Source organism: Cellulomonas hominis (assembly GCF_014201095.1).
In the GTDB taxonomy this organism is placed as follows: Bacteria; Actinomycetota; Actinomycetes; order Actinomycetales; family Cellulomonadaceae; genus Cellulomonas; species Cellulomonas hominis.
The window spans coordinates 3,305,260-3,330,664 of record NZ_JACHDN010000001.1 but is presented as its reverse complement, the minus strand read 5'-3'; the positions used below and the strand labels follow the sequence as shown (position 1 = coordinate 3,330,664).

Below are 25,405 nucleotides of genomic sequence, written 5' to 3'. Positions count from 1 at the left end.
ACCCGCCGCCTCACCTGTGGACGACCCGCGGGCCGCGACCGTCCGCACGGCGCGTCACCGTCATCCACTCTAGCCGAACACCTGTTCGATCGACCGGCAGCGACACGCCGCCTGGCGCGCCGCCCCGCGCGCCCCCGCTCGGCCCGTCAGACCCGCTCGACGGACGCCCCGAGGTGCACGGCCTCCCCCGGCGCGAGCAGCACCGGCGCCACCTGCGCGCGCCGCGCGAGGGCGTGCGCGAACGCCGGACCGCCCCGGTCCATCCACCCGGGCGGCAGCCGCCGGGACGCCGGCGCGTGCAGCGTGCCCCAGTGCACCGGCACCGCCCACCGCACCCCGACCGCCTCGCACACCGCCGCGGCCTGGGCCGGGTCCATGTGCCCGCCCGACAGCCGCGGCCCCCACCCGCCCACCGGGACGAGCGCGAGGTCGACCGGTCCGCCCGCGAGCTCCGGCAGCCGCCGCATGTGCGGGTACGGCGCCGTGTCCCCCGCGAACCACACCCGCAGTCCCGGCGCGACGACGAGGAAGCCGTGCGTGGCGTTCGGGCGGTGCGGCATCGGCCGGTGTCCGTGCACGGCCGGAACGGGGCGCACCCGCACCGGTGTCCCCGGCACGGTCCACCACTCCTCCGCCCCGAGCCCGACGGCCCCCCGCACACCCTGGTGCGCGAGCCAGTGCGCGTTGGCGCGGGCGGACAGCACCGGGGCGTCGCCGAGCATCCGCAGCGAGCCGAGCTCGGCGTGGTCGTGGTGCAGGTGCGACACCAGGACGGCGCTCGGGTCGGCCCACGTCGCGGGGTCGGGTGCGGGGGCGCGCCGGCGCAGCAGCCCGGCGTGCGGGCGCAGCAGCGGGTCGGTGACGATCCGCGCGCCTCCGACGTCGAGGACGACCGTCGCGTGCCCCAGCCAGCGCAGCGTCGCCCCGGCGCCGGTCGGGTCGCCCGCGGTCACGCCGCGCCGTCCCGCCCGGGCACGGCGTCCGCCGCCGCATCCGCCCCCGCGTCGGCCCCCGCCTCCGCATCCGCCTCCCCGGCCGGATCCGCACCCGCCCTGGCACCCCCCGCCGACGCCCCGCGCAGCCCGAGCCCGGCCGCCCACCGCACCAGCTGCTCGTGCACCCGGTCCGCGCCCACGGGCATCCGCGCCCCGCCGACGTCCTCCAGCAGGTCGTCGTCCAGCGCCAGCTCCGCCGGGTGCACCAGCACCGCGAGGTTCTGCGCCCCGCCCAGCCCGCCGTGCGACCCGACCTGCCCCTCGAACGCGTGCACGTGCCCCGCGGGCGACACCTCGGACAGCAGCACGAGGTCCCCGACGTTCCCGAGCCGACCGAGCCGGCGCAGGTCCTCCGCCGCCCGCGAGCCGTACCGCGCGACCGGGTCGTGCCCGTCGACGGGCTCCGCCCCGTCCGTGCCGTCGACCTCCAGCCACGCCACGCCGCCGGGACCGACGGCCATGAGCCCGCGCGCGGCGGTGTCGACGAGCACCAGCCCGATCCCGGGCGTCGCCGCGAGCCCGCGGACGAGGCCGGGCCAGCGCTCCTCGATCTCCTCCAGCACGAGCCGCCGCTCCGCCTGCGGGAAGAACACCATGCCCAGGTTCCCCGACCCGGTGACGGCCACGTCCGGGGGCGGCGCCGCGCCGGGCTCGTCGTCCCGGCGGTCCTTGCCCTGCGGCCCGAGGACCATCGACCGGTCGGGCCCGCGCCGGGCGGCGGCCGACGACAGGAACGCGTTCAGCGGCCCCCACTCCTCGTCGGTGCCCGCCTGGACGGCGTCGACGCCAGGCTCGGCCATGAGCCGCCGGACGACGTCGACCAGCGGCTGCCCCGACACCTGGGCGAAGGTCGGCCCGAGCGACTGCCCGTGGTCCGACAGCACCACGACGCGGTAGTCCCGGGGCGCGGCCTCGGCGACCCGCACGAGGGTGTCGAGCACGCCGTCCAGCCCCTCGAGCGCGCGCAGCGACTCCGGCCGCGTGGGCCCGGCGTGGTGCGCGATCTCGTCGTAGTCGACCAGGTCCACGAACACGACGGGCGCGCCGCGGACGAGCTGCTCGGCGACCAGCGACGTCGCGAGGTCCCGCAGCAGCACGTTGGTCACGCCGCGCAGCACCACGTACCAGCCGCGCCGCGCCACCCGGGGTTCGACGCCGCGCACCCGCTGGCGCCGGCCCTGGTAGAGCTCCTTGACCATCTCGCCGACCGTCAGGGTGACCGCGCGCGCGAGGACGAACGGGCTCGCGAAGAACCGCAGGTAGGAGGTCCCGGGACCGATCCCCCGCCGCGCCTGGCTCATGACGAGGAGCTGGCGGTCGGCGTCCCCGGAGAACATCGTCGCGACCGCCGCGCCCCCGTCGGCGAGCAGCCCCCGCCCGTCGGACATCCGCCGTTCCACGAGCGCGGCGTCGTCGGGGTGGTTCGTGACGACCAGACGCCCGGCCTCACGGTCCCACCACCGGAACGAGCAGATCGCGTCCGCCGCGCCGTGCAGCAGACCCGCCTGGCTGGCCGGGGTCGTCGACGGCGCCTGCGCCCACCACGACTCCAGCCGGTGCGAGCCCGACGCCAGCCAGCGGCTGATCGTCGGGACCAGCCCGGCGTCCGCCGCCTGCGCGAGCACCGGCGCGCCGACCCCGTCGAGCTGCACGACGAGCAGCCCGGGCGGCCGCTCGTCCGGCACGGCACCGCCGCCCTCGCCGGCCCGCCGGGCGTGCGCCCGGGCACGGCGCAGCACGTCGCCGACCACGTAGTCGGAGTCCGACGCGCCCCACACCCACCGCCCCACGGCCATGACGAAGGCCGTGATGACGAGCACCTGGACGACGGCCCACGGGTTCTGCACCTCGACGCCGGGGACCACCGACAGCGCCACCCACGCGACGAGCACCTGCGCGCCAAGCCCGGCGACCAGCGCCCCCATCGCCCCGCCCACCCGCGCGAGCACGCGCAGCGGCGGCCGCAGCACCAGGTCCCCGACGGCGACGACCAGCGCAGCGAGGAGGACGGAGCCGGGGTTCGTCGCCGCCACGCCGTCGACGAGCGCGATGGCCACGCCCAGCCCGAGGGCCGTCGTCACCAGGCCCAGCAGGGCGTCCCCGACGTCGCCGAGCGTGAGCGCCCACCAGCCGCGACGCGGGCGGGGCGGGTCGTCGGACGGCACCCGCCCAGCGTGCCACGCGGGCGCGCGCGGCGGACCCCCGCTCGCCCGCGGCGGGTCAGCCGGGTCGGCCGGGTCCGCGGGTCGGCCGGGTCACCGGCGCGGCGGCGCCTGCCGGTACCGGTCGTCGCCCCAGCGCCGCGCGTCCGGGATGTCGAGCTCGTCGCACAGCGCGTGCCAGACGTCCCGCGGCTCGACACCGGCGTCCAGCGCCTGCTCGGGCGTGCGGCCCCCGAGCGTGGGCAGGACCAGCTCGTGCACGAGCGCCCGGCCGTGGGCGCTGCCGAGCACCTCGTCGACGAGCTGCCAGAACTCCCGGTACCGCACTCCACCCTCCTGACCAGCGATGACCCCCGGCTGGGCTCTCCGGGGGGCCGCAACCCCAGCCTGGCAGCCGGATCAGGCCGTCGGTCGCGTCGCGCGTGCGCTCGTCGTCGGCCCTCGGATGAGCGTACGTGCGACTGCCGGGTCCGACCTCGCCGCCCGGGTGCCGCCGCGGCGCCGGATCAGCGCCGCGACAACGCCGCGGTCGCCACCAGGACGATCCCGACCGGGACGGCGAGCGCCGCCACGACGACCCCGACGAGGAGCGTGATCGCCGGGGCGAACGCCCACCCGACCGCCACCAGCACCAGCGCCGCGAACGCGACCCCGCCCCACAGCCGCACACTGCCTCTGCGTCCCATCGCGCCATCGTCGCAGAGTCGTGGAGCCGGCGGGACCTCGCGCGGAGCCGGCCGTCAGCGGCGGCAGATGCGGCGGGACGATCTCCGGGCCCGTCTCCGCGTCGGCCGCGAAGACGTGCCGACCGCGGACCGGTGGACGCCGCTCCTCCGCGCGCGGCCACCGGCGAGCGTGAGCGGCGCCCGCGCGTCACTCCTCCGCGACCGGCCGGGACAGCAGCCACCCCGACAGCGGCGGCGCGAACAGGATCGGCCCCGCGTACACCCGCCCGCCGGCGGGCACCTCCAGGTCCGACGGCGCGGGGCTGCCGAGCACCCCGGACGCCAGGGACCGCCAGTACCCCCGGACCCGCGGCCGCCGCCGGGCCCGGCCCCCGAGCAGCCCCTCGAGCACCTCGACGACGTCGCGCCGCGGCACCTCGATCTCGACGCAGCCCTCGACGGCGACGAGGTCGGCGCCGTCCCGGTGCAGGTGCACCACCACCCCGGGCACGCCGTCGAACACCACGGAGACCGTCCGCGGCGGGCCGTCCACGGGGTCGTCCGCCTCCCAGGGGTCGGCCTCGGGCACCGGCGCGGGCGGGCGGCCGTGCCGCGACCCGGCCTGCCAGAGCGCGCGGACGGCGGCCTGGGTCCCCTCGTCGACGGGCATGCCGCCATCCTGGCACCGGGGAGCGCACGACGGGCCGCGGGACCGGGACGCGGGTGTCGGACCCGCGCGACACAATGGCGCGGTGACGCCACCCCCGCCCCCGGACGCGACCGCCGACGTGCTCGGCCGGTTCTCCGGCCCGACGCAGGACTGGTTCCGCGGCGCGTTCGCGGAGCCGACGGCTGCGCAGGCGGGTGCGTGGGACGCGGTGTCGACGGGGCGGCACGCGCTGGTCGTGGCGCCGACGGGCTCCGGCAAGACGCTCGCGGCGTTCCTGTGGGCGCTGGACCGGATCGTGGCGGAACCCGCGCCGGAGGACGCCGACCCGGTCGAGCGCTGCCGGGTGCTGTACGTGTCGCCGCTCAAGGCCCTCGCGACCGACGTGGAGCGGAACCTGCGCTCGCCGCTGGTGGGCGTGCGCCAGGCCGCCACGCGGCGCGGGGTGACGCTGCCGGAGGTCCGGGTCGGCGTCCGCACCGGGGACACCCCGCCGAACGAGCGGCGCGCGTTCGCCACGAAGCCGCCGGACATCCTCATCACGACGCCGGAGTCGCTGTTCCTGGTCCTGACCTCGGGCGCCCGCGCGGGGCTGTCGGGGGTGCGGACGGTGATCCTCGACGAGATCCACGCGGTCGCGGGCACCAAGCGCGGCGCGCACCTGGCGGTGTCGCTGGAGCGGCTGGACGCGCTGCTCGACCGGCCGGGCGGCCCGGGTCCGGCGCAGCGCGTCGGGCTGTCGGCGACGGTGACGCCCGTGGACCGGGTGGCGGCGTTCCTCGCGGGCGGACGCGCGCCGGCGGACGGCGGCCGGGAGGTCGTCGTCGTGCAGCCGCCGTCGAGCAAGGAGATCCGGGTCGACGTCGTCGTGCCCGTCCCCGACCTGACGGACCTGGGCGCCCCGCTGCCCGACGACGGCTCGCGACACCCCGCGCCCCCGGACGGCGTCGCCCCGCTGGCCCCCGGGGAGCGCGACCTCACCGGCCAGGCCGCGGCCGAGGGCGGCACCCGCCCGTCGATCTGGCCGCACGTCGAGGAGCGCGTCGTCGACCTGGTCGCCGAGCACCGCTCGACGCTGGTGTTCACCAACTCGCGCCGCGGCGCGGAGCGGCTGACCGCCCGGATGAACGAGGTCTGGGCCGAGCGCCGGGGCGAGGACGTCCCCGACCCGGGCGAGCTGTGGGCCGCGCAGGTGACCGCGCAGTCCGGCACCGCCGTGGGCGTCGACACGCGCGACGCCCGGAACGTCCTGGCCCGCGCGCACCACGGGTCGATGAGCCGGGCGGAGCGCACCCGCACCGAGTCCGAGCTCAAGGCCGGCCGGCTGCCCGCGGTGGTCGCGACGTCGTCCCTGGAGCTCGGCATCGACATGGGCGCGGTCGACCTCGTGGTGCAGGTCGGCGCGCCGCCGTCGGCCGCGTCGGGCCTGCAGCGCATCGGCCGCGCCGGGCACCAGGTCGGGGCGGTGTCGCACGGCGTCGTGTTCCCGACGTTCCGCGGCGACCTCGTGCCCGCGGCGGTCACGGCGCTGCGGATGCGGGCCGGGCAGATCGAGCCGGTCGCCGTGCCGCAGAACCCGCTGGACGTGCTCGCGCAGCAGGTCGTCGCGATGGTCGCCACGGAGGACTGGACGGTCGCCGAGCTGGCCGCCGTCGTCCGCCGGGCGGCACCGTTCGCGACCCTCGGCGACGCGACCCTGCGCGCGGTGCTCGACATGCTGGCCGGCCGGTACCCCAGCGAGGAGTTCGGCGAGCTGCGCCCCCGCGTGGTGTGGGACCGCGCCACCGACGTGCTCACCGCCCGGCCGGGCGCGCTGCGGCTGGCGGTCACGAGCGGCGGCACGATCCCCGACCGCGGCCTGTACGGCGTGTTCCTCGCCTCGGGCGCCGAGACCGCGGACGTGCCGGTCGACCCGGAGCGGTCCGGCGGGCGCACCCGCGGCGGCAAGCGGGTCGGCGAGCTCGACGAGGAGATGGTCTACGAGTCCCGGGTGGGCGACACGTTCACGCTCGGGTCGAGCACCTGGCGGATCGAGGACATCACCCCGGACCGCGTCCTCGTGACGCCGGCCCCGGGCGTGCCCGGGCGGCTGCCGTTCTGGAAGGGCGACTCCCAGGGCCGCCCCGCCTCCCTCGGCCGGGCGATGGGCGCGTGGGCGCGCGAGGTCGCCGACCTGCCCGACGCCGCGGCCCGGGACCGCGTCCGGGAGGCCGGGCTGGACGACTGGGCCGCGGACAACCTGCTCGGCTACCTCCGCGAGCAGCGCGCGGCGACCGGTGCGCTGCCGAGCGACGTCACCGTCGTGGTCGAGCGGTTCCGCGACGAGCTCGGCGACTGGCGCGTCGTCGTGCACTCCCCGTTCGGCGCCCGGGTGCACGCCCCGTGGGCGCTGGTGCTGGGCGCGCGGCTGCGCGAGCGGTTCGGCGTGGACGCGGCCGCGATGCACGCCGACGACGGGATCGTGCTGCGGCTGCCCGACATGCTGGCCGCCGCGAGCGACCCGGTCGGCGACCTGCTCGGCTGGTCCGCACCGGACGCCTGGTCCACCGACGGCACCGCGGCGAGCGCCCCGGGCGGGCTCGCGGACCCGGTGCCCGTCGACGCCGCGGACCTGCTCATCGAGCCCGACGAGGTCGCCGAGGCCGTGCGCGCCGAGCTCGGGGGGTCCGCCATGTTCGGCGCCCGGTTCCGGGAGGCCGCCGCCCGCGCGCTGCTGCTCCCTCGCCGCCGACCGGACCGCCGGCAGCCCCTGTGGCAGCAGCGGCAGCGGTCCGCGCAGCTGCTGAGCGTGGCGTCGCGGTACCCCGAGTTCCCGATCCTGCTCGAGGCCGTGCGGGAGTGCCTGCAGGACGACTTCGACATCGACGCGCTGGTCGAGCTCATGCGGGACGTGTCGGCCGGCCGCGTCCGGGTGGTCGAGGTGACGACCGCCCGGCCGTCGCCGTTCGCCCAGTCGCTGCTGTTCGGGTACACCGCGCAGTTCCTCTACGACGGCGACGCCCCGCTGGCCGAGCGCCGGGCCGCCGCGCTGACCCTGGACCCGACGCTGCTGGACGAGCTGCTCGGCGGGGGCGGCGGGTCCCAGGTGGCGGACCTGCTGGACCCGGACGCCGTGCTGCGCACCGAGGCCGAGCTCATGGGCACCGACCCCGACCGGCAGGCCCGCACCGCGGAGCAGGTCGCGGACGTGCTGCGCCGCCACGGGCCGCTCCCGCTCGCGGGCGTGGAGGCGCGCACCCGCGAGGACGTCCGCGGCGAGGTCGCCGGCTGGCTCGCCGACCTGGAGCACGCGCGGCGGCTGATCCGGGTCCGCATCTCCGGCGTGCCGGCCGAGCGCGCCGAGCAGTGGGCGGCGGTCGAGGACGCGGGCCGGCTCCGGGACGCGCTCGGCGTCGCGCTGCCCGTCGGCGTGCCCGAGGTGTTCACCGAGGTGCTCCCCGACCCGCTCGGCGACCTGCTGCGCCGGCACGCCCGCACGCACGGTCCGTTCACCGCCGCGCACGCCGCGGCGCGGTTCGGGCTCGGCACCGCCGTCGTGCAGTCCGCCCTGCGCCCGCTGGAGCGCGCGGGCGTGGTGGTGCAGGGGCGGCTGCGGCCGGACGCCCTCGGCGGGGTCGGGGACGAGTACTGCGACGCCGACGTGCTGCGCACCCTGCGCCGCCGGTCGCTGGCGGCGCTGCGGTCCGAGGTCGAGCCCGTGCCGCAGGTCGCGCTCGGCCGGTTCCTGCCGGCGTGGCAGCACGCCACCGGACGGCCCGGCCCGGGTGCCCTGCGGGGCGTCGACGGGCTGGCCCGCGCGGTCGAGCAGCTCGCCGGCGCGGTGCTGCCCGCCTCCGCGCTGGAGACCCTCGTGCTCCCGGCCCGGGTGCCGGACTACTCCCCCGCGCTGCTGGACGAGCTCACCGCGGCGGGCGAGGTGCTGTGGGCGGGCCACGGCACGCTGCCCGGGAAGGACGGCCTGGTCAGCCTGCACCTCGCGGCGACGGCCGACCTGACGCTCCCGCTGGTCCCCGCGCCGGGCGCCGAGGTCACGCCCGCGGAGCACCTGGGCACCCCGCTGCACCGGGCGCTCGTGGACGCGCTGCGCGGCGGCGGGGCGTACTTCCTCGGGGCGCTCGGGTCCCGCGCCGCCGAGGGGCTGGAGACGCCGCCGAGCCAGGCCGCGCTGGTCGACGCGCTGTGGGACCTCGTGTGGGCCGGGCTGGTGACCAACGACGGCCTCGCCCCGCTGCGCGCCCGGCTGGCGGGCGGCCGCACCACGCACAGGACGTCGTCCACCTCGGGCCCGTCGCCGCGGGCGCGCGCACTGACCATGGGCCGGTACGGCGGGCGGCCGAGCCTGCGCGGCTCGGGCCTGGGGCTGCGGGGCGGCGGGCTCGGCGGCGGCGTGCCCGGGCCGGGGCTCGCGACCGCCGGCGGCGAGGCGGGCGGCCGGTGGTCGATGCTGCCCGCCCGCGAGCCCGACCCGACCCGGCGGGGCCACGCGCTCGCCGCCCAGCTGCTCGACCGGCACGGCGTGCTGACCCGGGCGGTCGCCCCGGCCGAGGGCGTCGCGGGTCAGTTCGCCGCCGTGTACCGGGTGCTGGCCGCCCTGGAGCAGGCCGGGCAGGTGCGGCGCGGCTACTTCGTCGAGCACCTGGGCGGCTCGCAGTTCGCGCTGCCCGGCGCGGTCGACCAGCTGCGCGCGGACGCCCGCCAGCTCGAGCGGCTCGCCGAGCAGTCCGTCCCGGCCGACGCCGACCGGTCCGTCGTGCTGCTCGCCGCGACCGACCCGGCCAACCCGTACGGCGCCGCGCTCGGCTGGCCCGTGCGCCCCGACGCCCCCACCGGCCACCGGCCCGGCCGGAAGGCGGGCGGCGTGGTGGTCCTGGTCGACGGCACGCTCGCGCTCTACCTGGAGCGCGGCGGGCGGACCGTCCTGTCGTTCGCCGAGGACGAGCAGGTGCTCCGGCTCGCCACCGACCGGCTGGCCGAGGCCGTGCGGGACGGGCGGCTGGGCCGGGTGACGCTGGTGCGCGGCGACGGCGAGGAGCTGCTGCACACGACCGGCACCGCGCTGGGCCGGGCGCTGGCGGCGGCCGGGTTCGCGCCGACCCCGCGCGGGCTCCGGCTCCGGGGCGTGCGGTGAGGGCCGCCCGTGCCTGAGGGCGACATCCTCCGGCGGACCGCGCGCCGCCTGGACGAGGCCCTGGCCGGCCGGGAGCTCGTCCGGGCCGACCTGCGCTGGCCCACCGCGGCGACCGTGGACCTCGTGGGTCGCACCGTCCTGGGCACCGCCTCGTACGGCAAGCACCTGCTCACGCGGTTCGACGACGGCCGCACCCTGCACACCCACCTGCGGATGGACGGCTCCTGGCGGGTCGCCCGCACCGGCACCCCCGGCGCCCGGGCCGCGAACCCCGCGGTCCGGGCGGTGCTCGCGAACGCCACGTGGACCGCCGTCGGGGAGCTCATCGGGATGCTCGACGTCGTGCCCACCCGGGACGAGCACACCCTCATCGGGCACCTCGGCCCGGACCTGCTGGCGGACGACTTCGAGGAGGCCGGCCTGCCGGAGGCGCTGCGCCGCTGGGCCGCCCGCGGGTCGACGCCGGTCTGCGAGGTGCTCCTCGACCAGACCGTCGTCGCGGGCATCGGCACGATCTACATGGCCGACTCGCTGTTCCTGGAGAGGATCTGGCCCTGGACACCCGCGGACGAGGTCCCCGACCCGGGCCGCCTGCTCCGGGTGGCCCGCGCGATCATGCAGCGCTCGGTCGGCACGGCGACGCCGTCCACGACCGGCGAGACCTACCGTGGCCGCACGACCTGGGTGCACGGCCGCCTGCGCGAGCCCTGCCGGCGCTGCGGCGCCCCGGTGCGCCGCGGCCTCGCCGGCGCCCCGCCGCGCGAGCGCCCGGCGTACTTCTGCGGGGTCTGCCAGCGCCCCGCGTCGTGACGCCCGCCGAGACGACGGGATCCGCCTGTGCGCGCCCCGTCCCGCGGAGTCGGATCCTGCAGTCTCGGATCCTGCCTGCCCCGCGCGCCCGCGCCGCGCCCGCGCGGACGCGACGACGCCCGGCCTCCCGCCGAGCGATGGGCGGGACGACCGGGCGTCGTCGGTGTCGGGGGTGGGGTTCCCGCGCGGCTCAGCCGACCGGTGCGAGCTCTGGGCGGTGCCGGGCCCAGCCGCCGTCCTGGCCGGCGAGCGCCGACGCCAGGTCGACCGGGACGGTGTCAGGGATCAGGAGACCCTCGGCGACGGCGATGCGGTCGCTCACCTCGCGCAGCACGAGCGACATCGGCACGTCGAGCGCCTCGCAGATGCTCGCGAGCAGCTCGGACGACGCCTCCTTCTGACCCCGCTCGACCTCGCTGAGGTAGCCCAGCGACACCCGGGCGGCGGAGGACACCTCGCGCAGGGTGCGTCCCTGCCGCTGGCGGGCATCCCGCAGCACGTCACCGATCTCTCGGCGCAACACGACCATCTGGCGTCCCCCTCTCATGTCCCGTTCCTGCTCCTGCCGCACCGCCGGTGCGCCCGCGGGCGCGGTCCGGACGAGTGCGACACCCTTGTGGCCCCGCGTGGGGAGGCTCCCACCGTACATGTCGCTGCCACGTCGGGCAGCGCCGGGACGGGTGGACGGCCTGGTGTTCATCACGAGAGTTCCAACGCGTCCGGCGGTCCGGGTGTTCCCGCGCCCCCGCCGGGGTGGGCGGACCGCACGGCGTGCAGGGCCTCACGGAGCACCGCGGCGCAGGTGGCGGTGCGGATCGCGGGCCGGTCGCCGGTCAGCTCCAGGCTCCGGACGACGGTGCCCGCGGGCCCGGCGACGGCGACGTGCACCGTCCCGGGTGAAAACCCGTCCTGGGGGTCGGGCCCGGCGACGCCGGTGGTCGCGAGCCCGACGTCGGCCCCGAGCACCGCGCGCACGCCCTCGGCCATCTGCCGGGCGACCTCGGGGTGCACCGCGCCGTGCGCCGCCAGCAGGTCCGCGTCCACGCCGAGCACGGACCCCTTGAGGTCGGTGGCGTAGGCGACCACGCCGCCGCGCAGCGACCGGGAGGCGCCGGGGACGTCCACGAGGGTGGCGGCGACCTGCCCGCCGGTCAGCGACTCCGCGGTCGCGACGGTCCAGCCGCGCTCGGTCAGCGCGGCCAGCAGGCCCGCGGCGACGTCGCGTGCCGCGGTCATCGCGGGGACGCCACCGCGGGGCCCGCGCCGTCGGAGCGGGGCGACGTCGTGCCGGTGTCGGCGGCGTGCCGGGTGACCTCGGCGCCGCGCCCGGCGGCGTGCTCCCGGTGCACCCGGACGGCCGTGCGCACGTAGTCGGCCCCGGTGACGAGCGTGACGACCACCGCGGCGACCATGAGCACCCACGCGACGACCGTGACCCAGCCGGGCAGGTGGTCGAGCGGCAGCAGGAACAGCCCGACGGCCACGGACTGGAGGACGGTCTTGATCTTCCCGCCGCGGGACGCGGGCAGCACCAGGTACTTCAGCAGGAAGAACCGCATCACGGTGATGCCGAGCTCGCGCACGAGGATCGCGACCGTCACCCACCAGGGCAGCTCGCCGAGCCACGACAGCGCGACCAGGGCGGTGCCGATGAGCGCCTTGTCGGCGATCGGGTCGAGCAGCTTGCCCAGGTCGGTGACCAGGCCCAGCCGGCGCGCGAGGTAGCCGTCGACGCGGTCGGTGGCGGCGGCGAGCGCGAACAGCCCCGCGGCCACGAGCCGCCACACGGGGTCCTGACCGCCGTCGACGAGCAGGGCCCACGCGACGAACGGCACCACGACGATGCGCAGCACCGTCAGGACGTTGGCGACGTTCAGCGGCGAGGGTCGGCTCACCCCGACAGCCTACGGTCTGTCCGCGCGGGGGTCCGTCCGCGCCGCGGGTTCAGCGCAGGTCGTCGGCGTCGTCGAAGTAGTCGACCGCCTCGGGCGGCTCGCCGGGCATCCGGCCCTCGGGCGCGGCGTACCGGTCCTCGCCCGCGTCGCCGCCGCCGGGCTCGCCGCGCAGCATCGCCAGCGTGCCGGGCAGGTCGTCCGGGGTGACCAGCACCTCGCGGGCCTTGGAGCCCTCGGACGGCCCGACGATCTCGCGCGACTCGAGCAGGTCCATGAGCCGCCCGGCCTTCGCGAACCCGACCCGCAGCTTGCGCTGCAGCATCGACGTCGAGCCGAACTGCGTCGTGACGACGAGCTCGGCGGCCTGCAGCAGCAGGTCGAGGTCGTCGCCGATGTCCTCGTCCACCTGCTTCTTGGCGGGCGCGGCGGCGACGTCCTCGCGGTACACGGGCTTGAGCTGCTGCTTGACGTGCTGGACGACCGCGTGGATCTCGCTCTCGCTGACCCAGGCGCCCTGGGTGCGCATCGGCTTCGCGGCGCCCATGGGCAGGAACAGGGCGTCGCCCTGCCCGATGAGCTTCTCGGCGCCGGGCTGGTCGAGCACGACGCGGGAGTCGGTGAGCGACGACGTCGCGAACGCGAGCCGGGACGGCACGTTGGCCTTGATGAGGCCGGTGACGACGTCGACCGACGGGCGCTGCGTGGCGAGCACCAGGTGGATGCCGGCGGCGCGCGCGAGCTGGGTGATCCGCTGGATCGAGGCCTCGACGTCGCGCGGGGCGACCATCATGAGGTCGGCGAGCTCGTCGACGATGACCAGCAGGTACGGGTACGGCGCGATCTTCCGCTCCGAGCCGGGCAGCGGCTTCACCTTGCCGGCCTTCACCGCGACGTTGAAGTCGTCGATGTGCTTGAACCCGAACATCGCGAGGTCGTCGTACCGCGCCTCCATCTCCCGGACCACCCACTCCAGGGCCTCGGCGGCCTTCTTGGGGTTGGTGATGATCGGGGTGATGAGGTGCGGGATGCCCTCGTAGATCGTCAGCTCGACGCGCTTCGGGTCGACCAGCACCATGCGCACCTGGTCCGGGGTGGACCGCATGAGGATCGACACGATCATCGAGTTCACGAAGGACGACTTGCCCGCGCCGGTGGCGCCCGCGACCAGCAGGTGCGGCATCTTCGCGAGGTTCGCCGTGACGTAGCCGCCCTCGACGTCCTTGCCCACGCCGATCACCATGGGGTGCTCGGAGCGGCGGGCCGCGCTGGACCGCAGCACGTCGCCCAGCGACACCGTCTCGCGGTCGGTGTTGGGGATCTCGATGCCGATGGCCGACTTGCCGGGGATCGGCGACAGGATCCGGACGTCCGCGCTCGCGACCGCGTACGCGATGTTCTTGCTCAGGGCGGTGACCCGCTCGACCTTGACGCCCTTGCCGAGCTCGACCTCGTACCGGGTCACGGTCGGGCCGCGGGTGAAGCCGGTGACCTGCGCGTCGATCTCGAACTGCTCGAGGACGCCGGTGAGCGCCTCGACCACCCGGTCGTTCGCGGCGGAGCGGACCTTGTGCGGCGCACCCTTGGCGAGCGCGTCCTCGGACGGCAGCGTGTAGAGCACGTCGCCGCCCAGCATCGGCTGCTCGCCGCGGGGCACGCCCGTGGTCGGCGGCGCGACCGGCGCGCGCCTCGCGGGGACGGCCGCCTCGCCGACGGCCGTGACGGCCTCGGTGGGCGCGGTGCCCGGGGCGACGTCGTCGGGGGCGAGGACCGCGGTGGCGTCCTCCTCCTCGCGGCGGCGCTGCTCGACGAACGCCGCGCGCTCGAAGGCCTCGTCGCCGGCGTACCCGTCCAGGCCCTCGTCGTCGGCGTCCGGGTCGTCCTTGGCCCTGCGCCGCCGGCCGAGGAGCCCGCGGCGGGCGGGTTTCGCGGGCGGCTCCTCGACGGCGGTGTGGCCGGCGTTGATGACCAGCGGCGCGTCGTCGTCCTCCGGCTCCTCCTCGCGGTGGTTGCCGGTGAGCCGGTCGTACAGGCCGCGCAGCCGCGGGCCGATCTGGTTCACGGGCGTCGCGGTGACGACGAGCAGGCCGAAGAACGCGAGCAGCACCAGCAGCGGCACGGTCGCCCACACGGTGACCAGGCTGACCAGCGGCGTGCCGACCAGGTAGCCGACGATGCCGCCCGCGTCCCGGACCGCCTCGAACCCGCCGGACGGCGCGGGCAGGTCCTGCTGCACGTGGACGATGCCGCACGACGCCAGGGTGATCGCGGTCAGGCCGATCCCGATGCGGGAGTTCGCCTGGTTCCGCTCCGGGTGCCGCATGAGCCGCACCGCGATGCCGACCAGCACGACGGGGACCGCCACGGCGACCCGGCCGAACGTCCCGGCCGCCACGACGTGCACGGCGTCGCCCGCCATGCCGTCCAGGCCCCACCACTCGCGCGCCGCGACGACGATCGCGAGGGCCAGCAGGAAGAAGGCGGCCCCGTCCCGGCGCAGCGCGGGGTCGAGGTCGCGGGCACCGTGCCCGACGCGGCGGGCGGCGCCGCCGACGACGTGCGCGCAGCCCATCCAGATGCCGCGGACGATCCGGATCGGCAGCGCGGGGCGCGGTGCCGGGGCCGGGCCGCGCGAGCCGGAGCCGGACGCGCGCGCCGCCGGTGCCGCGGTGCGGGCGCGCGACGACGGCGCAGCCGCACGGGAGGCGGTGGAGGACGGACGGGCGGCCATGATCCTCACGGTAGCCGCCGGGGCCGCGCGGGGCCGGGACCCCGCGCCCGCAGACCCCCGTGTCGCCGACGGACGGGCCCGCCCCGACGCGGCCCCGGGCGCAGCGGGCGGGTGTCGGTGCGCGGTGGGAGCCTCGGGGCATGGACACGCAGGTCTCCCCCGCGCAGGTGCGCCGGTACCGGGTCCGGGCGCAGCAGCTCGACCGCGCGCCCGACGCCCGGCGCGCGGTCACCGACACCGCCGTGCTGGACGCCGGCGTCCAGGACACGGGGCCCGACGGCGCGCTCTGGGCTCTCGCCCTGCGGGGCGTGCCGGTGTCCGCCGGGGCGTGGCCGGACGGTCTCGCGGTGGCGTGGAGCGTGCGCGGCGCCCCGCACGCGTACCGGCGCGCGGACCTCCCCGCGGTGCAGCGCGCGCTGCGGCCGTACTCCGACGCGGACGCCGGGAAGCGGATCTACGACGCCGCGAAGCCGCTGCGGGCGGCGGGGATCCGGCCGGTCGACGCGCTCGCCCGGGTCGCCCGCACGATGCACGGGGTCGTCGCCGGACCCACCGTGAAGGGCGTGCTGTCCAGCCGGATGACCGCGGAGCTCGACGAGCCGTACCTCCGGTGGTGCCGGCCGTGCGGGGCGACGCACATGTTCGAGATGCCGTTCCGGCTCGGCGCGCTGCACGCCGGGCTGGAGCTGGAGCCCGGCACCTCTCCCCCGGTGCTGCGGCGCGCGCCGGGGTTCCCCGCGGCCCAGGTCGGCGCGGTCGAGCGCGACGACGAGACCGGGGCCGGCGACGGCGCCCACGACCTCGTCCGCGGCGTGCTGCACCTGCTCGGCCCCGCGACCCCGCAGGACGTCGCGGCGTTCCTCGACGCGCCGGTCGCCGACGTGCGGCGGCGCTGGCCGGCCGACGCGGTCGAGGTCGCGGTGGCCGGGGCCTGCGCGTCCGTGCTGGCCGAGGACGTTCCGGCGCTGCGGGACGCGGCCGAGCCAGCCGTCGGGCCCTCCGGCGACCCCGTCGTCCGGCTGCTCGGCCCGTACGACCTGTTCCTGCAGGCGCGCGACCGCGAGGTGCTCGTCCCGGACGCCGCCCGCCGGAAGGCCCTGTGGCCCGTGCTGGGCCGCCCGGGCGCGGTGCTGGCCGGAGGCGACGTGGTCGGCACCTGGCGCCCTCGGGCGAAGGGACGCCGGCTCGGTGTCGAGCTCGACCCCTGGGCCCCGTGGGACCGCGCGCTCACGGCCGCGGTCGCCGAGCAGCACGCCCGGCTCGCGGCGTTCCGCGGGGCCGAGGTCGCCTGACCCCGGCCCCGGGGCCCCGGGCCCGCTACGCCTCGACGACCACCGGGATGATCATCGGCCGGCGGCGCAGGCGGTTCGACGCCCAGCGGCCGACGACCCGCCGCACGACCTGCTGCAGCTGCTGCGTGTCGGTCGCCCCGCCGCGCGAGGCCTCCTCGAGCGCCGCCGTGACCTCCGGCAGGATCGAGTCGAACACCGCGTCGTCCTCGGCCACGCCGCGGGCGAGGATCTGCGGCTTGCCGAGCACCTTGCCGTCGGTCGAGCTGATGACCGCGAAGATCGAGATGAAGCCCTCGTCGCCGAGGATCCGGCGGTCCTTGAGGTCGGCCTCGGTGATGCCGCCGACGCTCGAGCCGTCGACGAACACGTACCCGCACGGCACGGCGCCGACGACCGAGGCCCGGCCGTCGACCAGGTCCACGACCACGCCGTCCTCGGCGAGCACCACGCGGTCGGCCGGGACCCCCGACTTCACGGCGAGCGCGCCGTTCGCGACCAGGTGCCGGACCTCGCCGTGCACGGGCATGACGTTGCGCGGCTTGAGGATGTTGTAGCAGTACAGGAGCTCGCCGGCCGACGCGTGCCCGGAGACGTGCACCTTGGCGTTGCCGCCGTGCACGACGCGCGCGCCGAGCCGGGTGAGGCCGTTGATGACCCGGTAGACGGCGTTCTCGTTCCCGGGGATCAGCGACGACGCGAGGATGACCGTGTCGCCGGGGCCCACCGCGATCTTGTGGTCGCCGTTGGCGATCCGGGACAGCGCGGCCATCGGCTCGCCCTGGGAGCCGGTGCACATGAGCACGAGCTCGTCGTCCCGGATGTCGCCGAGCCGCTTGGCGTCGACCAGCACGCCCTCGGGCACCTTGAGGTAGCCGAGCTCGGCGGCGATCGTCATGTTCCGGATCATCGACCGGCCGACCAGGGCGACCTTGCGCTCGTGCGCGGCGGCGGCGTCGAGCACCTGCTGCACGCGGTGCACGTGCGAGGAGAACGACGCGACGACGATCTTGCGCGCGGACGTGGCGAACACGCCGTCCAGCACGGGGCCGATCTCGCGCTCCGGGGTGACGAACCCGGGCACCTCGGCGTTGGTGGAGTCGACCATGAACAGGTCGACGCCCTTCTCCCCCAGGCGCGCGAACGCGCGCAGGTCCGTGATCCGGCCGTCCAGCGGGAGCTGGTCCATCTTGAAGTCGCCGGTGTGCAGCACGGTGCCGGCGGGCGTCGTGACGGCGACGGCGAGGGCGTCCGGGATGGAGTGGTTCACGGCGACGAACTCGCACGAGAAGGCGCCGACCTGCTCGGTCTGGCCCTCCTTCACCGCGAGGGTCAGCGGCGTGATGCGGTGCTCCTTGAGCTTCGCCTCGACGAAGGCGAGCGTCAGCTGCGAGCCGATCAGCGGGATGTCCTGGCGGAGCCGCAGCAGGTACGGCACGGCGCCGATGTGGTCCTCGTGCCCGTGGGTGAGCACGATGCCGTCGACGTCGTCCATGCGGTCGGCGATGTAGCCGAAGTCCGGCAGGATCAGGTCGACGCCGGGCTGGTGGTCCTCGGGGAACAGCACCCCGCAGTCGATGACGAGCAGCCGGCCCCCGTACTCGAGGACGGCCATGTTCCGGCCGACCTCGCCGAGGCCGCCGAGGGCCACGATGCGCAGCGCGCCCTCGGGCAGGGCGGGCGGCAGGGCGAGGTCGGGGTGGGGGTGCGACATGCTTCTCCTGGTCAGCTACAGCACAGTGGACAGGGCGTCGACGATGCCCGCGGCACTCAGGCCCGCGCGCACCGCCTCGACGTCCTCGTCCGACGCGGCCACGTTCGGCAGCCGCAGGTGTCGGGACGGGATCAGGCCGAGGGACCAGACCGCGGCCTTCGCCGCGACCGCCTGGAACCCCTGGCCGTTGAGCGCGTCGATCGCCGGTGCGATCGACAGGAAGATCTCGAGCGCACGGGCGTGGTCCCCGGCGTCGTGAGCCGCGGTGATCGCGGCGAGCTGCGGGCCGGCGACGTGGCCGACCACGCTGACGATGCCGGCCGCGCCGTGCGCGAGGAACGGCAGGTACAGCGAGTCGTCGCCGCTGTACCAGGCGAGGCCCGTGCGGGCGGCGGCCTTCGCGGCGGCGTAGACGTCGCCGGTGGCGTCCTTCATCGCGACGACCCGCTCGTGCGCGGCGAGCGCGTCCAGGGTCGGCTGCGCGAACCGCACGCCGGTGCGCCCGGGGACGTCGTAGAGCATCACCGGCAGCGGCGTGGAGTCGGCCACCGCGGTGACGTGGCGTACGACGCCGTCCTGCGACGGGCGGGAGTAGTACGGGCTGACGACGAGCAGGCCGTCGGCGCCGGCCTCGGCGGCCTGCTCGGCCATCCGGACGGCGTGCAGCGTGTCGTTCGACCCCGCGCCGGCCACGATCGCGGCACGGTCGCCGACGGCGGCGACGACGGCGCTGATCAGGTCGGCCTTCTCGGGGGCGTGCGTGGTGGGCGACTCGCCGGTGGTGCCGTTGAGGACCAGGCCGTCGTGCCCGTGGTCCACCAGGTGCGTCGCGAGGCGTACGGCGGCGTCCAGGTCGATCGCGCCGTCCTCCCGCATCGGCGTGACCATGGCGGTGAGCACCGCGCCGAACGGACGCGACGGGGTGGCGGGGAGCATGGGGCCACGGTACCGCCCCACGCCGCCCGCCCGCGCCCCGCGACCAGCCTCCGGCCGCCGCCGGCGCGGCCCCCGCGAGGGCCGCGCCGGCGATCACGCCGGGTGCGCGGCGAGCCAGCCGGCGAGCCGGTCGGGCCGGTCGGTGATGACCGCGTCCACGCCGAGCGCCGCGGCGGCGGCCCAGTGCTCGGGCTCGTTGAGCGTCCACACCATGACCTGCAGCCCCGCGTCGTGCAGGCGCGCCACCAGGCCCGGGTCGGCCAGCAGCAGCGGCCCGGAGGGGTTGCAGGTGACGACGCCGAGGTCGGCGCACAGGGCGACGAGCCCCGCGGGGTCCTCGACCTCGAACACCAGCAGCCCGCGCCGCAGCCCCGGGTCGGCCTCGGCGAGCGCCCGGACCGACTCCGGCCAGAAGCTCTGCCCGATCACCCGGTCCGCCAGCCCGGCCGCCCGGATCGCGTCGGTGACCGGACGCACCTGGTCGACGGTCCACGGGCCCTTGAGCTCGAGCAGCAGGTCCAGGCCGGGGCGGCGGACCAGGAGCTCGAGCACCTCGGCGAACGTCGGCACCCGCTGGCCGGCGTAGGCCGCCGCGAACCACGAGCCGGCGTCGAGGGCGCGCAGCGCGTCGAGCGACATCTGGGTGACGACGCCCTGCCCGTCGGTCGTGGCGTCGACGGTCTCGTCGTGGATCACCACGACCTGCCCGTCGGCCGTGGGCTGGATGTCGATCTCGATGCTCGCCGCGCCGGCCCGCCAGGCGGCCTCGAACGCGGCGAGGGTGTTCTGGGGGGCGACCGCGGAGTTGCCGCGGTGCGCGATGACGACGGGGCGGGTCGCGAGCGCCGCGGGGACCCCGGAACCGGGGTCGCCCACGAGGGCGACCCCGGTCCGGTCGGCGGACGTGTCCGTCACAGGTAGGGCTCCACGTTCTCACGGTAGGCGGTCTCGATCTGCGGCGTGACCGACTCGAAGGCCGCGGCCGGGTCGGTGCCCTCGAGCACGATCTGCTCGATCGCGTCGGTGAGCAGCGCGTCGGCGCCCGGGACGAACACCCGGATGTAGTCCTGCGCGCGGGCCTTGTCGGCGAGCTGGTCCACCGCGGTGCGGAACTGCGGGGCCTGCTCGTACACGGCCTTCATGGTGTCGGACTCGACGGCCGAGGTCCGCACCGGCATGTAGCCGGTGGCCTGGGAGAAGGTCGCGGTGTTCTCGGTGTCCGTGAGGAACGCCAGGAACATCGCCGCGGCGAGCTGCTCCTCCGGGGTGCTGGAGGACGAGATCGCCAGGCCGGTGCCGCCGGTCGGGGTGCCGCCGCCGGCGGGGCCGTCCGGCAGGTACGCCGTGCCGACCTCGAACGAGGCCGCGTCGAGCGCCCCCTTGAGCGAGCCGGTGGAGCCGATGGTCGAGGCGATGAGGCCGGAGGCGAAGTCGGCCATCGAGTCGTCGGCCGAGACCGTGGCGATCGCGTCGTCGCCGTGGAACAGGTCGCGCAGGAACGCGCCGCCCGCGAGCGCCTCGTCGGAGTCGAGGGTCACGTCGAACTCGTCGGAGTACTGACCCCCCTGACCCCAGATCATGTTCTCGAACCACCAGGCCGACCACGACGTGCCGAGGCTGAGGCCGAACGGCGAGCCGCCCTCGGGCACCTGGGCCTCCAGGGCGGTGCTCCACTCCTGGAGCTGCTCCCACGTCTCCGGGCCCTCGTCCGGCAGCCCGGCGGCCTGCCACATCGTCTTGTTGTAGTAGAAGAGCGGCGTCGAGCGCGCGTACGGCGCTGCCCAGTGCTGCCCGTCGTACTCGTAGTCGCCGTACAGGCCGGGCTGGAAGTCCTCGGCGTCGGCGTCCAGGTACTCGAAGACGTCGTCCAGGGGCATGATCTGGTCGTTCAGGTGGTACCGGAACCACCACACGTCGGAGGAGATGACCAGGTCCGGCTTCTCGTCGGTCTGCGACGCGGCCTGGAACCGCTGCGCGACCTCGTCGTAGTTGGCGCCGGCGGTCACCAGGTCGACGGTGATGTCCGGGTTCTCGGCCTCGAAGGCGGCGATGAGCTGCTCCTCGACGGCCTGCGACTGGCCGGGGTGGTTGCTCCACCAGGTGATCTCGGAGGCGGGCTCGACCTGCGACCAGTCGGTCGCGTCGGTCGTCGCCTCGGCGGTCGTCCCGGCACCGACGCTCGGGCCGCCGCAGGCGGTCAGGGCGAGGGTCGTGCCGGCGACGGCGGCGGCCAGTCCGGCGGTGACGCGACGGTCACGGAGACGGCTGCGGGGGTGGGACACGTGAGTGCTCCTTCGGGGGTTCGGCGCCGGGGGTCCGGCGCTCGGGTGACGGGCGCGCAGGGGCGCACCCGCCGGTCCGGGGGTGTGGCGCGGGAGGTCAGCCGGTGACGGCCCCCGCGGTGAGGCCGGCGACGAGCCGGCGCTGCAGGAGGAGGAAGACCGCGAGGATCGGCAGGGTCACGACGACGGTGGCGGCCAGCAGCACGCCCCAGTTGGTCATGCCGTCGATGTTCTGCAGCAGGGTCAGGCCGATCGGCAGCGTCATCTTGTCGGGGCGGTCGACGACGAGGAACGGCCAGAGGTAGTCGTTCCACTCGGTGACGACGGACACGAGCGTGACGGCGGCGATCGTCGGGGTGCTCATCGGCACCACGAAGCGCCACAGCCGGCGCCAGTGCCCCGCGCCGTCGAGCTCCGCGGCCTCGAGGATGGAGGCGGGCAGGGTGAGGAAGTGCTGGCGGAACAGGAACGTGCCGAACGCGCTGGCCAGACCCGGCACGAGGATGCCCTGGTAGGTGTTCAGCCAGCCGAGGTCGGCCACCAGGGTGTAGTTCGGGATGATCGTGACCTGCGGCGGGATCATGAGCGTCGCGATGACCAGCCCGAACACGGCCTTCTTGTACGGGAGCTCGAGGAACACCAGCGCGTAGGCGCACGCCAGGCCGAGCGCCACCTTCAGGCCCGCGCCGACGACGGTGATGCCCACGCTGTTCGCGAGCAGCCGGCCGAGCGGGACGGTCGAGGCGGCCTGGGCGTAGTTGTCGAACGACGGCGACCCGGGCAGCCACTGCAGCGGGAGCTGGTACAGCTCGTCGGGCGCCTTGAGGCTGGCGAGCACGAGCCACACGAGCGGCGCACCGAGGACGACCGTGGCGACGACCATCGTCACGTAGCCGGCGACGTGCGGGCGGGCGCGGCGGCCCGGGCGGGACGCGGCCGGCGTCGGGCGCGGCGCCGGGGACGGCGCGGCGGAGGAGGCGGAGGGCGCCGCGGCCTCGCGGCGCGGGGTCAGGACGCTCATGCGTAGTGCACCTTCCGCTGGACGAAGCGCATCTGCACCGCGGTCACCGCGAGCAGCACCAGGAACAGGACGGTCGCGACGGCGGAGGCGTACCCCGCGCGGCCGTTGACGAAGCTCTCCTGGTACACGGAGTACATGAGCGTCGTGGTGGACCCGAGCGGCCCGCCCTGGGTCATCGCCTTGATGATGTCGAACGACTGCAGCGAGGCCAGGAGCATCGTGACCAGCAGGAAGAACGTGGTCGGGGTGAGCAGCGGCAGCACGATCGACCGCAGCGTCCGGGCCGGCGAGGCGCCGTCCAGGGCGGCGGCGTCCTTGAGGTCCTGCGGGACCGACTGCAGGCCGGCGAGGTAGATCAGCGCGACGTACCCGAGGTTCTTCCAGAGGTAGACGACGATGATCATGACCAGCGGCCAGGGGCGCTCGGTGTACCACTGCGGCGACTGCGCGCCGAACCAGCTCAGCACCTCGCGCATCAGCCCGTACCGCGGGTCGAAGATGAACAGCCAGAGGATGCCGACGGCGAACCCGGACAGCACGTACGGGGCGAACGCGACCGTGCGGGCGAACCCGCGGCCCCGGAGCTTCTGGTCGAGCAGCAGCGCCAGCCCGAGGCCCAGCAGCATCGCGCCGCCGACCGTGGCGACGGTGAACACCACGGTCGTCGTGACGACCTGGCCGAACCCGCGGGACGTGACCAGCTCGACGTAGTTGCCCAGGCCGATCTGCCGGGCCACCGGGGAGCCGAGGTTCCACTGCAGGGTCGACAGGTAGAACGACTGCAGCAGCGGCCGGTAGACGAACACGAGCAGCAGGGCCACGTTCGGCCCGGCCAGCAGGAGGAACCAGAGCAGCGCCGACCGGCGGCGGCGCGAGCGCAGGGCCCCGGCGCGCCGCGGGGGCGCGGTCCCCGGCGCGGGGGCCGGGGGCGGGGCGAGGAGATCAGCAGTGGTCACGAAGGAGGTCCGCTCGGGTCGGGATCGGTGTCGCGGCCCGCGCCCTTGCGGCCCTGGACACTCTGCGACGCCCCCGACCTGCCACGACAGGGGTCCGCGCCGACGTTCGGCAACCCTTGTCCGGCCGTTCACCGGGGCGTCAGGACGTCCACCCGGCGGTCAGGTCGCGTCCGCCCGGGCGCCGCGTCCTACCCTCGTCGCGTGCCCCTCCTCGGTCTCCCCGGCCCGGGCGCGCGCTCCTCGGACCCGGTCGTGCGCTCGGCCGTCCGCACGGCCCTGTCGGTCTCCGTCGCCACCGGCCTGTACGGCGTGTCCTTCGGCGCCCTGTCCGTCGCGGCCGGGCTCGACCTGCCGCAGACGATGGTGCTGAGCCTGCTGATGTTCAGCGGCGGCTCGCAGTTCGCCGCGGTCGGCGTCCTGGGCGCGGGCGGCGGGGTCGGCGCGGTGGTCGCGACCGCCGGGCTGCTCGGCGCGCGCAACGGGCTGTACGGGGTGCAGGTCGCGCCGCTGCTGGGCGCGCGCGGCTGGCGCCGGCTGCTCGCGGCGCACCTGACGATCGACGAGTCGACCGCGGTGGCGACCGCCCAGCCCTCCCCCGCCGCCACCCGCGCGGGGTTCTGGTGGACGGGCGCCGGGGTGTTCCTGCTGTGGAACGCGTTCACGCTCGCGGGCGCGCTGCTCGGCGACGCGCTGGGCGACCCGCGGCGCTACGGCCTGGACGCCGCGGCGGGCGCCGCGTTCCTCGCCCTGCTCTGGCCGCGGCTGTCCGGCGCCGGCACGGGGACGGTCCGGGTGGTGGCGGTCGCCGCGGCGGCCACCGCACTGGCCCTCACGCCCGTCGTGCCCGCCGGCGTGCCGGTGCTCGCCGCCGCGGCGCTGGCGGTCGTCGTCGGGGTCCTCGAGCGGCCGGACGGCGACCCGGAGCCGCCCGGCGCGGAGGCGGCCGCCGGACCGGTCGTCACGCCCGGACCCGCGGGGGCCGCCTCGTGAGCCGGCTCACCGTGTGGGTCGCGGTGCTCGCGTCGTCGGTCGTCGTGCTCGCGACGAAGGTCGCCGGCCACCTGCTGCCCGAGCGGCTGCTGGCGGCGCCGCGGGTGACCCGGACCGCCGCGCTCGTCACCGCGGCGCTGCTCGCGGCGCTCGTCGCGGTGCAGGTGGGCACGTCCGACGGGTCGCTCGTGCTGGACGCGCGGGTCGTCGCGCTCGTGGTCGCGGCCGTGGCGCTGCTGCTGCGGGCGCCGTTCGTGCTGGTCGTGCTGCTGGCGGCCGCGACGGCGGCGCTGCTGCGGTGGCTCGGGATGCCCTGAGCCGCCCCGCGCCGGGCCGCGACCTCAGACGGCGACGGGCGCCTTGATCGCCGGGTGGTGCTGGTACCCCTCGACGACGACGTCCTCGAACGCGTAGTCGAACAGCGAGTCCGCACGGTTCAGGCGCAGCGTCGGGAACGGGTACGGCTCGCGGGTCAGCTGCTCGCGCACCTGGTCGACGTGGTTGTCGTAGATGTGGCAGTCGCCGCCGGTCCACACGAAGTCGCCGACCTCGAGGCCGACCTGCTGGGCCACCATGTGCGTCAGCAGCGCGTACGACGCGATGTTGAACGGCACGCCGAGGAACAGGTCGGCCGACCGCTGGTAGAGCTGGCAGGAGAGCCGGCCGTCCGCGACGTAGAACTGGAAGAACGCGTGGCAGGGCGCGAGCGCCATCGACGGGATGTCCGCGACGTTCCACGCCGACACGACGTGCCGGCGCGAGTCCGGGTCGGCCCGGAGGTTGTCCAGCAGCTGCGCGAGCTGGTCGACGGTGCCGCCGTCCGGCGTGGGCCACGAGCGCCACTGCACCCCGTACACCGGGCCGAGCTCGCCGTCCGCGTCCGCCCACTCGTCCCAGATCGACACGCCGTGCTCCTGGAGCCACCGCACGTTCGAGTCGCCGCGCAGGAACCACAGGAGCTCGCCCACGATCGACCGCAGGTGCACGCGCTTGGTCGTGACCAGCGGGAACCCCTGCGTCAGGTCGAACCGCATCTGGTGCCCGAAGACGCTGCGGGTGCCGGTCCCGGTGCGGTCGGCCTTGGGGGTGCCGGTCTCGAGCACCAGCGCGAGCAGGTCCTCGTAGGGTGTGCGGCCGACTGCGCGCTCCGGGGAGGTCATGGGCGCC

21 protein-coding genes are annotated in these 25,405 nt (G+C 76.4%); 5 read left to right on the top strand and 16 right to left on the bottom strand.

What is annotated here, in order from left to right; translation table 11 throughout:
- Nucleotides 1-146: 146 nt before the first annotated feature.
- From HNR08_RS15565 to HNR08_RS15545, 5 genes are all read right to left on the bottom strand, one after another.
- Nucleotides 147-953 carry an MBL fold metallo-hydrolase gene (locus HNR08_RS15565; protein ID WP_146833515.1) on the bottom strand — a complete coding sequence of 269 codons (807 nt, stop codon included), beginning with the start codon at nucleotides 951-953 and terminating at the stop codon, nucleotides 147-149.
- Nucleotides 950-3,160: an alkaline phosphatase family protein gene (locus tag HNR08_RS15560; RefSeq protein WP_146833518.1), complete on the bottom strand. Its 2,211-nt coding sequence runs from the start codon at nucleotides 3,158-3,160 to the stop codon at nucleotides 950-952. The genes HNR08_RS15565 and HNR08_RS15560 overlap by 4 nt, the downstream gene beginning before the upstream one ends.
- Nucleotides 3,161-3,250: 90 nt before the next feature.
- Nucleotides 3,251-3,484, bottom strand: a complete 234-nt coding sequence (locus tag HNR08_RS15555) for a DUF3046 domain-containing protein (RefSeq protein WP_146833521.1) — start codon at nucleotides 3,482-3,484, stop codon at nucleotides 3,251-3,253.
- A gap of 179 nt (nucleotides 3,485-3,663) precedes the next feature.
- Entirely contained in the window at nucleotides 3,664-3,843 is a 180-nt protein-coding gene (locus HNR08_RS15550) for a hypothetical protein (RefSeq protein WP_146833524.1), read from the bottom strand.
- 187 nt (nucleotides 3,844-4,030) lie between these two features.
- Nucleotides 4,031-4,492, bottom strand: a complete 462-nt coding sequence (locus HNR08_RS15545) for a hypothetical protein (protein ID WP_146833527.1) — start codon at nucleotides 4,490-4,492, stop codon at nucleotides 4,031-4,033.
- Here HNR08_RS15545 and HNR08_RS15540 point away from each other — a divergent pair.
- Nucleotides 4,491-9,617: an Lhr family helicase gene (locus HNR08_RS15540; RefSeq protein ID WP_146833531.1), complete on the top strand. Its 5,127-nt coding sequence runs from the start codon at nucleotides 4,491-4,493 to the stop codon at nucleotides 9,615-9,617. The two genes, HNR08_RS15545 and HNR08_RS15540, sit on opposite strands and share 2 nt — an antisense overlap.
- A gap of 9 nt (nucleotides 9,618-9,626) precedes the next feature.
- Nucleotides 9,627-10,427, top strand: a complete 801-nt coding sequence (locus HNR08_RS15535) for a DNA-formamidopyrimidine glycosylase family protein (protein WP_146833534.1) — start codon at nucleotides 9,627-9,629, stop codon at nucleotides 10,425-10,427.
- Nucleotides 10,428-10,617: 190 nt separating this feature from the next.
- On the opposite strand, the gene HNR08_RS15530 is transcribed toward HNR08_RS15535, so the two are convergent.
- The 4 genes from HNR08_RS15530 to HNR08_RS15515 form a co-directional block, all read right to left on the bottom strand.
- A complete protein-coding gene (locus tag HNR08_RS15530) occupies nucleotides 10,618-10,956 on the bottom strand; it encodes a helix-turn-helix domain-containing protein (RefSeq protein WP_146833680.1) in 339 nt (112 codons plus the stop codon).
- Nucleotides 10,957-11,126: 170 nt separating this feature from the next.
- Nucleotides 11,127-11,663, bottom strand: a complete 537-nt coding sequence (locus HNR08_RS15525) for a CinA family protein (RefSeq protein ID WP_146833536.1) — start codon at nucleotides 11,661-11,663, stop codon at nucleotides 11,127-11,129.
- Complete coding sequence (gene pgsA / locus HNR08_RS15520) at nucleotides 11,660-12,322, bottom strand: CDP-diacylglycerol--glycerol-3-phosphate 3-phosphatidyltransferase (RefSeq protein WP_146833539.1); 663 nt, start codon at nucleotides 12,320-12,322, stop codon at nucleotides 11,660-11,662. Before pgsA ends, HNR08_RS15525 begins: the two co-directional genes overlap by 4 nt.
- Nucleotides 12,323-12,371: 49 nt before the next feature.
- A complete protein-coding gene (locus HNR08_RS15515) occupies nucleotides 12,372-15,050 on the bottom strand; it encodes an FtsK/SpoIIIE family DNA translocase (protein WP_146833542.1) in 2,679 nt (892 codons plus the stop codon).
- Between the two features lie 140 nt (nucleotides 15,051-15,190).
- On the opposite strand from HNR08_RS15515, the gene HNR08_RS15510 reads away from it, so the two are divergent.
- Nucleotides 15,191-16,342 carry a DNA glycosylase AlkZ-like family protein gene (locus HNR08_RS15510; RefSeq protein ID WP_146833545.1) on the top strand — a complete coding sequence of 384 codons (1,152 nt, stop codon included), beginning with the start codon at nucleotides 15,191-15,193 and terminating at the stop codon, nucleotides 16,340-16,342.
- Nucleotides 16,343-16,367: 25 nt separating this feature from the next.
- On the opposite strand, the gene HNR08_RS15505 is transcribed toward HNR08_RS15510, so the two are convergent.
- From HNR08_RS15505 to HNR08_RS15480, 6 genes are all read right to left on the bottom strand, one after another.
- Nucleotides 16,368-18,053 (bottom strand): ribonuclease J, encoded by a 1,686-nt coding sequence (locus HNR08_RS15505; RefSeq protein ID WP_146833548.1) that lies wholly within the window; start codon nucleotides 18,051-18,053, stop codon nucleotides 16,368-16,370.
- A gap of 15 nt (nucleotides 18,054-18,068) precedes the next feature.
- A complete protein-coding gene (gene dapA, locus HNR08_RS15500; RefSeq protein ID WP_146833551.1) occupies nucleotides 18,069-18,989 on the bottom strand; it encodes a 4-hydroxy-tetrahydrodipicolinate synthase in 921 nt (306 codons plus the stop codon).
- A gap of 93 nt (nucleotides 18,990-19,082) precedes the next feature.
- On the bottom strand, nucleotides 19,083-19,904 hold the full coding sequence (locus HNR08_RS15495; RefSeq protein WP_246802918.1) for a glycerophosphodiester phosphodiesterase: 822 nt from the start codon (nucleotides 19,902-19,904) through the stop codon (nucleotides 19,083-19,085).
- A complete protein-coding gene (locus HNR08_RS15490; protein WP_146833555.1) occupies nucleotides 19,901-21,271 on the bottom strand; it encodes an ABC transporter substrate-binding protein in 1,371 nt (456 codons plus the stop codon). Before HNR08_RS15490 ends, HNR08_RS15495 begins: the two co-directional genes overlap by 4 nt.
- A 97-nt stretch (nucleotides 21,272-21,368) precedes the next feature.
- Entirely contained in the window at nucleotides 21,369-22,292 is a 924-nt protein-coding gene (locus HNR08_RS15485) for a carbohydrate ABC transporter permease (protein WP_146833558.1), read from the bottom strand.
- On the bottom strand, nucleotides 22,289-23,248 hold the full coding sequence (locus HNR08_RS15480; protein WP_146833560.1) for a carbohydrate ABC transporter permease: 960 nt from the start codon (nucleotides 23,246-23,248) through the stop codon (nucleotides 22,289-22,291). The genes HNR08_RS15485 and HNR08_RS15480 overlap by 4 nt, the downstream gene beginning before the upstream one ends.
- Nucleotides 23,249-23,449: 201 nt before the next feature.
- On the opposite strand from HNR08_RS15480, the gene HNR08_RS15475 reads away from it, so the two are divergent.
- Nucleotides 23,450-24,238, top strand: coding sequence for an AzlC family ABC transporter permease (locus HNR08_RS15475; RefSeq protein WP_146833564.1), 789 nt, complete (start codon nucleotides 23,450-23,452; stop codon nucleotides 24,236-24,238).
- Nucleotides 24,235-24,555, top strand: a complete 321-nt coding sequence (locus tag HNR08_RS15470; RefSeq protein ID WP_146833567.1) for an AzlD domain-containing protein — start codon at nucleotides 24,235-24,237, stop codon at nucleotides 24,553-24,555. The genes HNR08_RS15475 and HNR08_RS15470 overlap by 4 nt, the downstream gene beginning before the upstream one ends.
- 24 nt (nucleotides 24,556-24,579) lie before the next feature.
- On the opposite strand, the gene HNR08_RS15465 is transcribed toward HNR08_RS15470, so the two are convergent.
- Nucleotides 24,580-25,398: a thymidylate synthase gene (locus HNR08_RS15465; protein ID WP_146833576.1), complete on the bottom strand. Its 819-nt coding sequence runs from the start codon at nucleotides 25,396-25,398 to the stop codon at nucleotides 24,580-24,582.
- Nucleotides 25,399-25,405 lie beyond the last annotated feature (7 nt).

Coding starts and splice junctions, on each gene's coding strand:
- HNR08_RS15550 (WP_146833524.1), bottom strand. CDS start 3,843: ATGGGACGCAGAGGCAGTGTGCGGCTGTGGGGCGGGGTCGCGTTCGCG.
- HNR08_RS15540 (WP_146833531.1), top strand. CDS start 4,491: ATGCCGCCATCCTGGCACCGGGGAGCGCACGACGGGCCGCGGGACCGG.
- HNR08_RS15545 (WP_146833527.1), bottom strand. CDS start 4,492: ATGCCCGTCGACGAGGGGACCCAGGCCGCCGTCCGCGCGCTCTGGCAG.
- HNR08_RS15530 (WP_146833680.1), bottom strand. CDS start 10,956: ATGGTCGTGTTGCGCCGAGAGATCGGTGACGTGCTGCGGGATGCCCGC.
- HNR08_RS15525 (WP_146833536.1), bottom strand. CDS start 11,663: ATGACCGCGGCACGCGACGTCGCCGCGGGCCTGCTGGCCGCGCTGACC.
- HNR08_RS15515 (WP_146833542.1), bottom strand. CDS start 15,050: ATGGCCGCCCGTCCGTCCTCCACCGCCTCCCGTGCGGCTGCGCCGTCG.
- HNR08_RS15510 (WP_146833545.1), top strand. CDS start 15,191: ATGGACACGCAGGTCTCCCCCGCGCAGGTGCGCCGGTACCGGGTCCGG.
- HNR08_RS15505 (WP_146833548.1), bottom strand. CDS start 18,053: ATGTCGCACCCCCACCCCGACCTCGCCCTGCCGCCCGCCCTGCCCGAG.
- dapA (WP_146833551.1), bottom strand. CDS start 18,989: ATGCTCCCCGCCACCCCGTCGCGTCCGTTCGGCGCGGTGCTCACCGCC.
- HNR08_RS15485 (WP_146833558.1), bottom strand. CDS start 22,292: ATGAGCGTCCTGACCCCGCGCCGCGAGGCCGCGGCGCCCTCCGCCTCC.
- HNR08_RS15465 (WP_146833576.1), bottom strand. CDS start 25,398: ATGACCTCCCCGGAGCGCGCAGTCGGCCGCACACCCTACGAGGACCTG.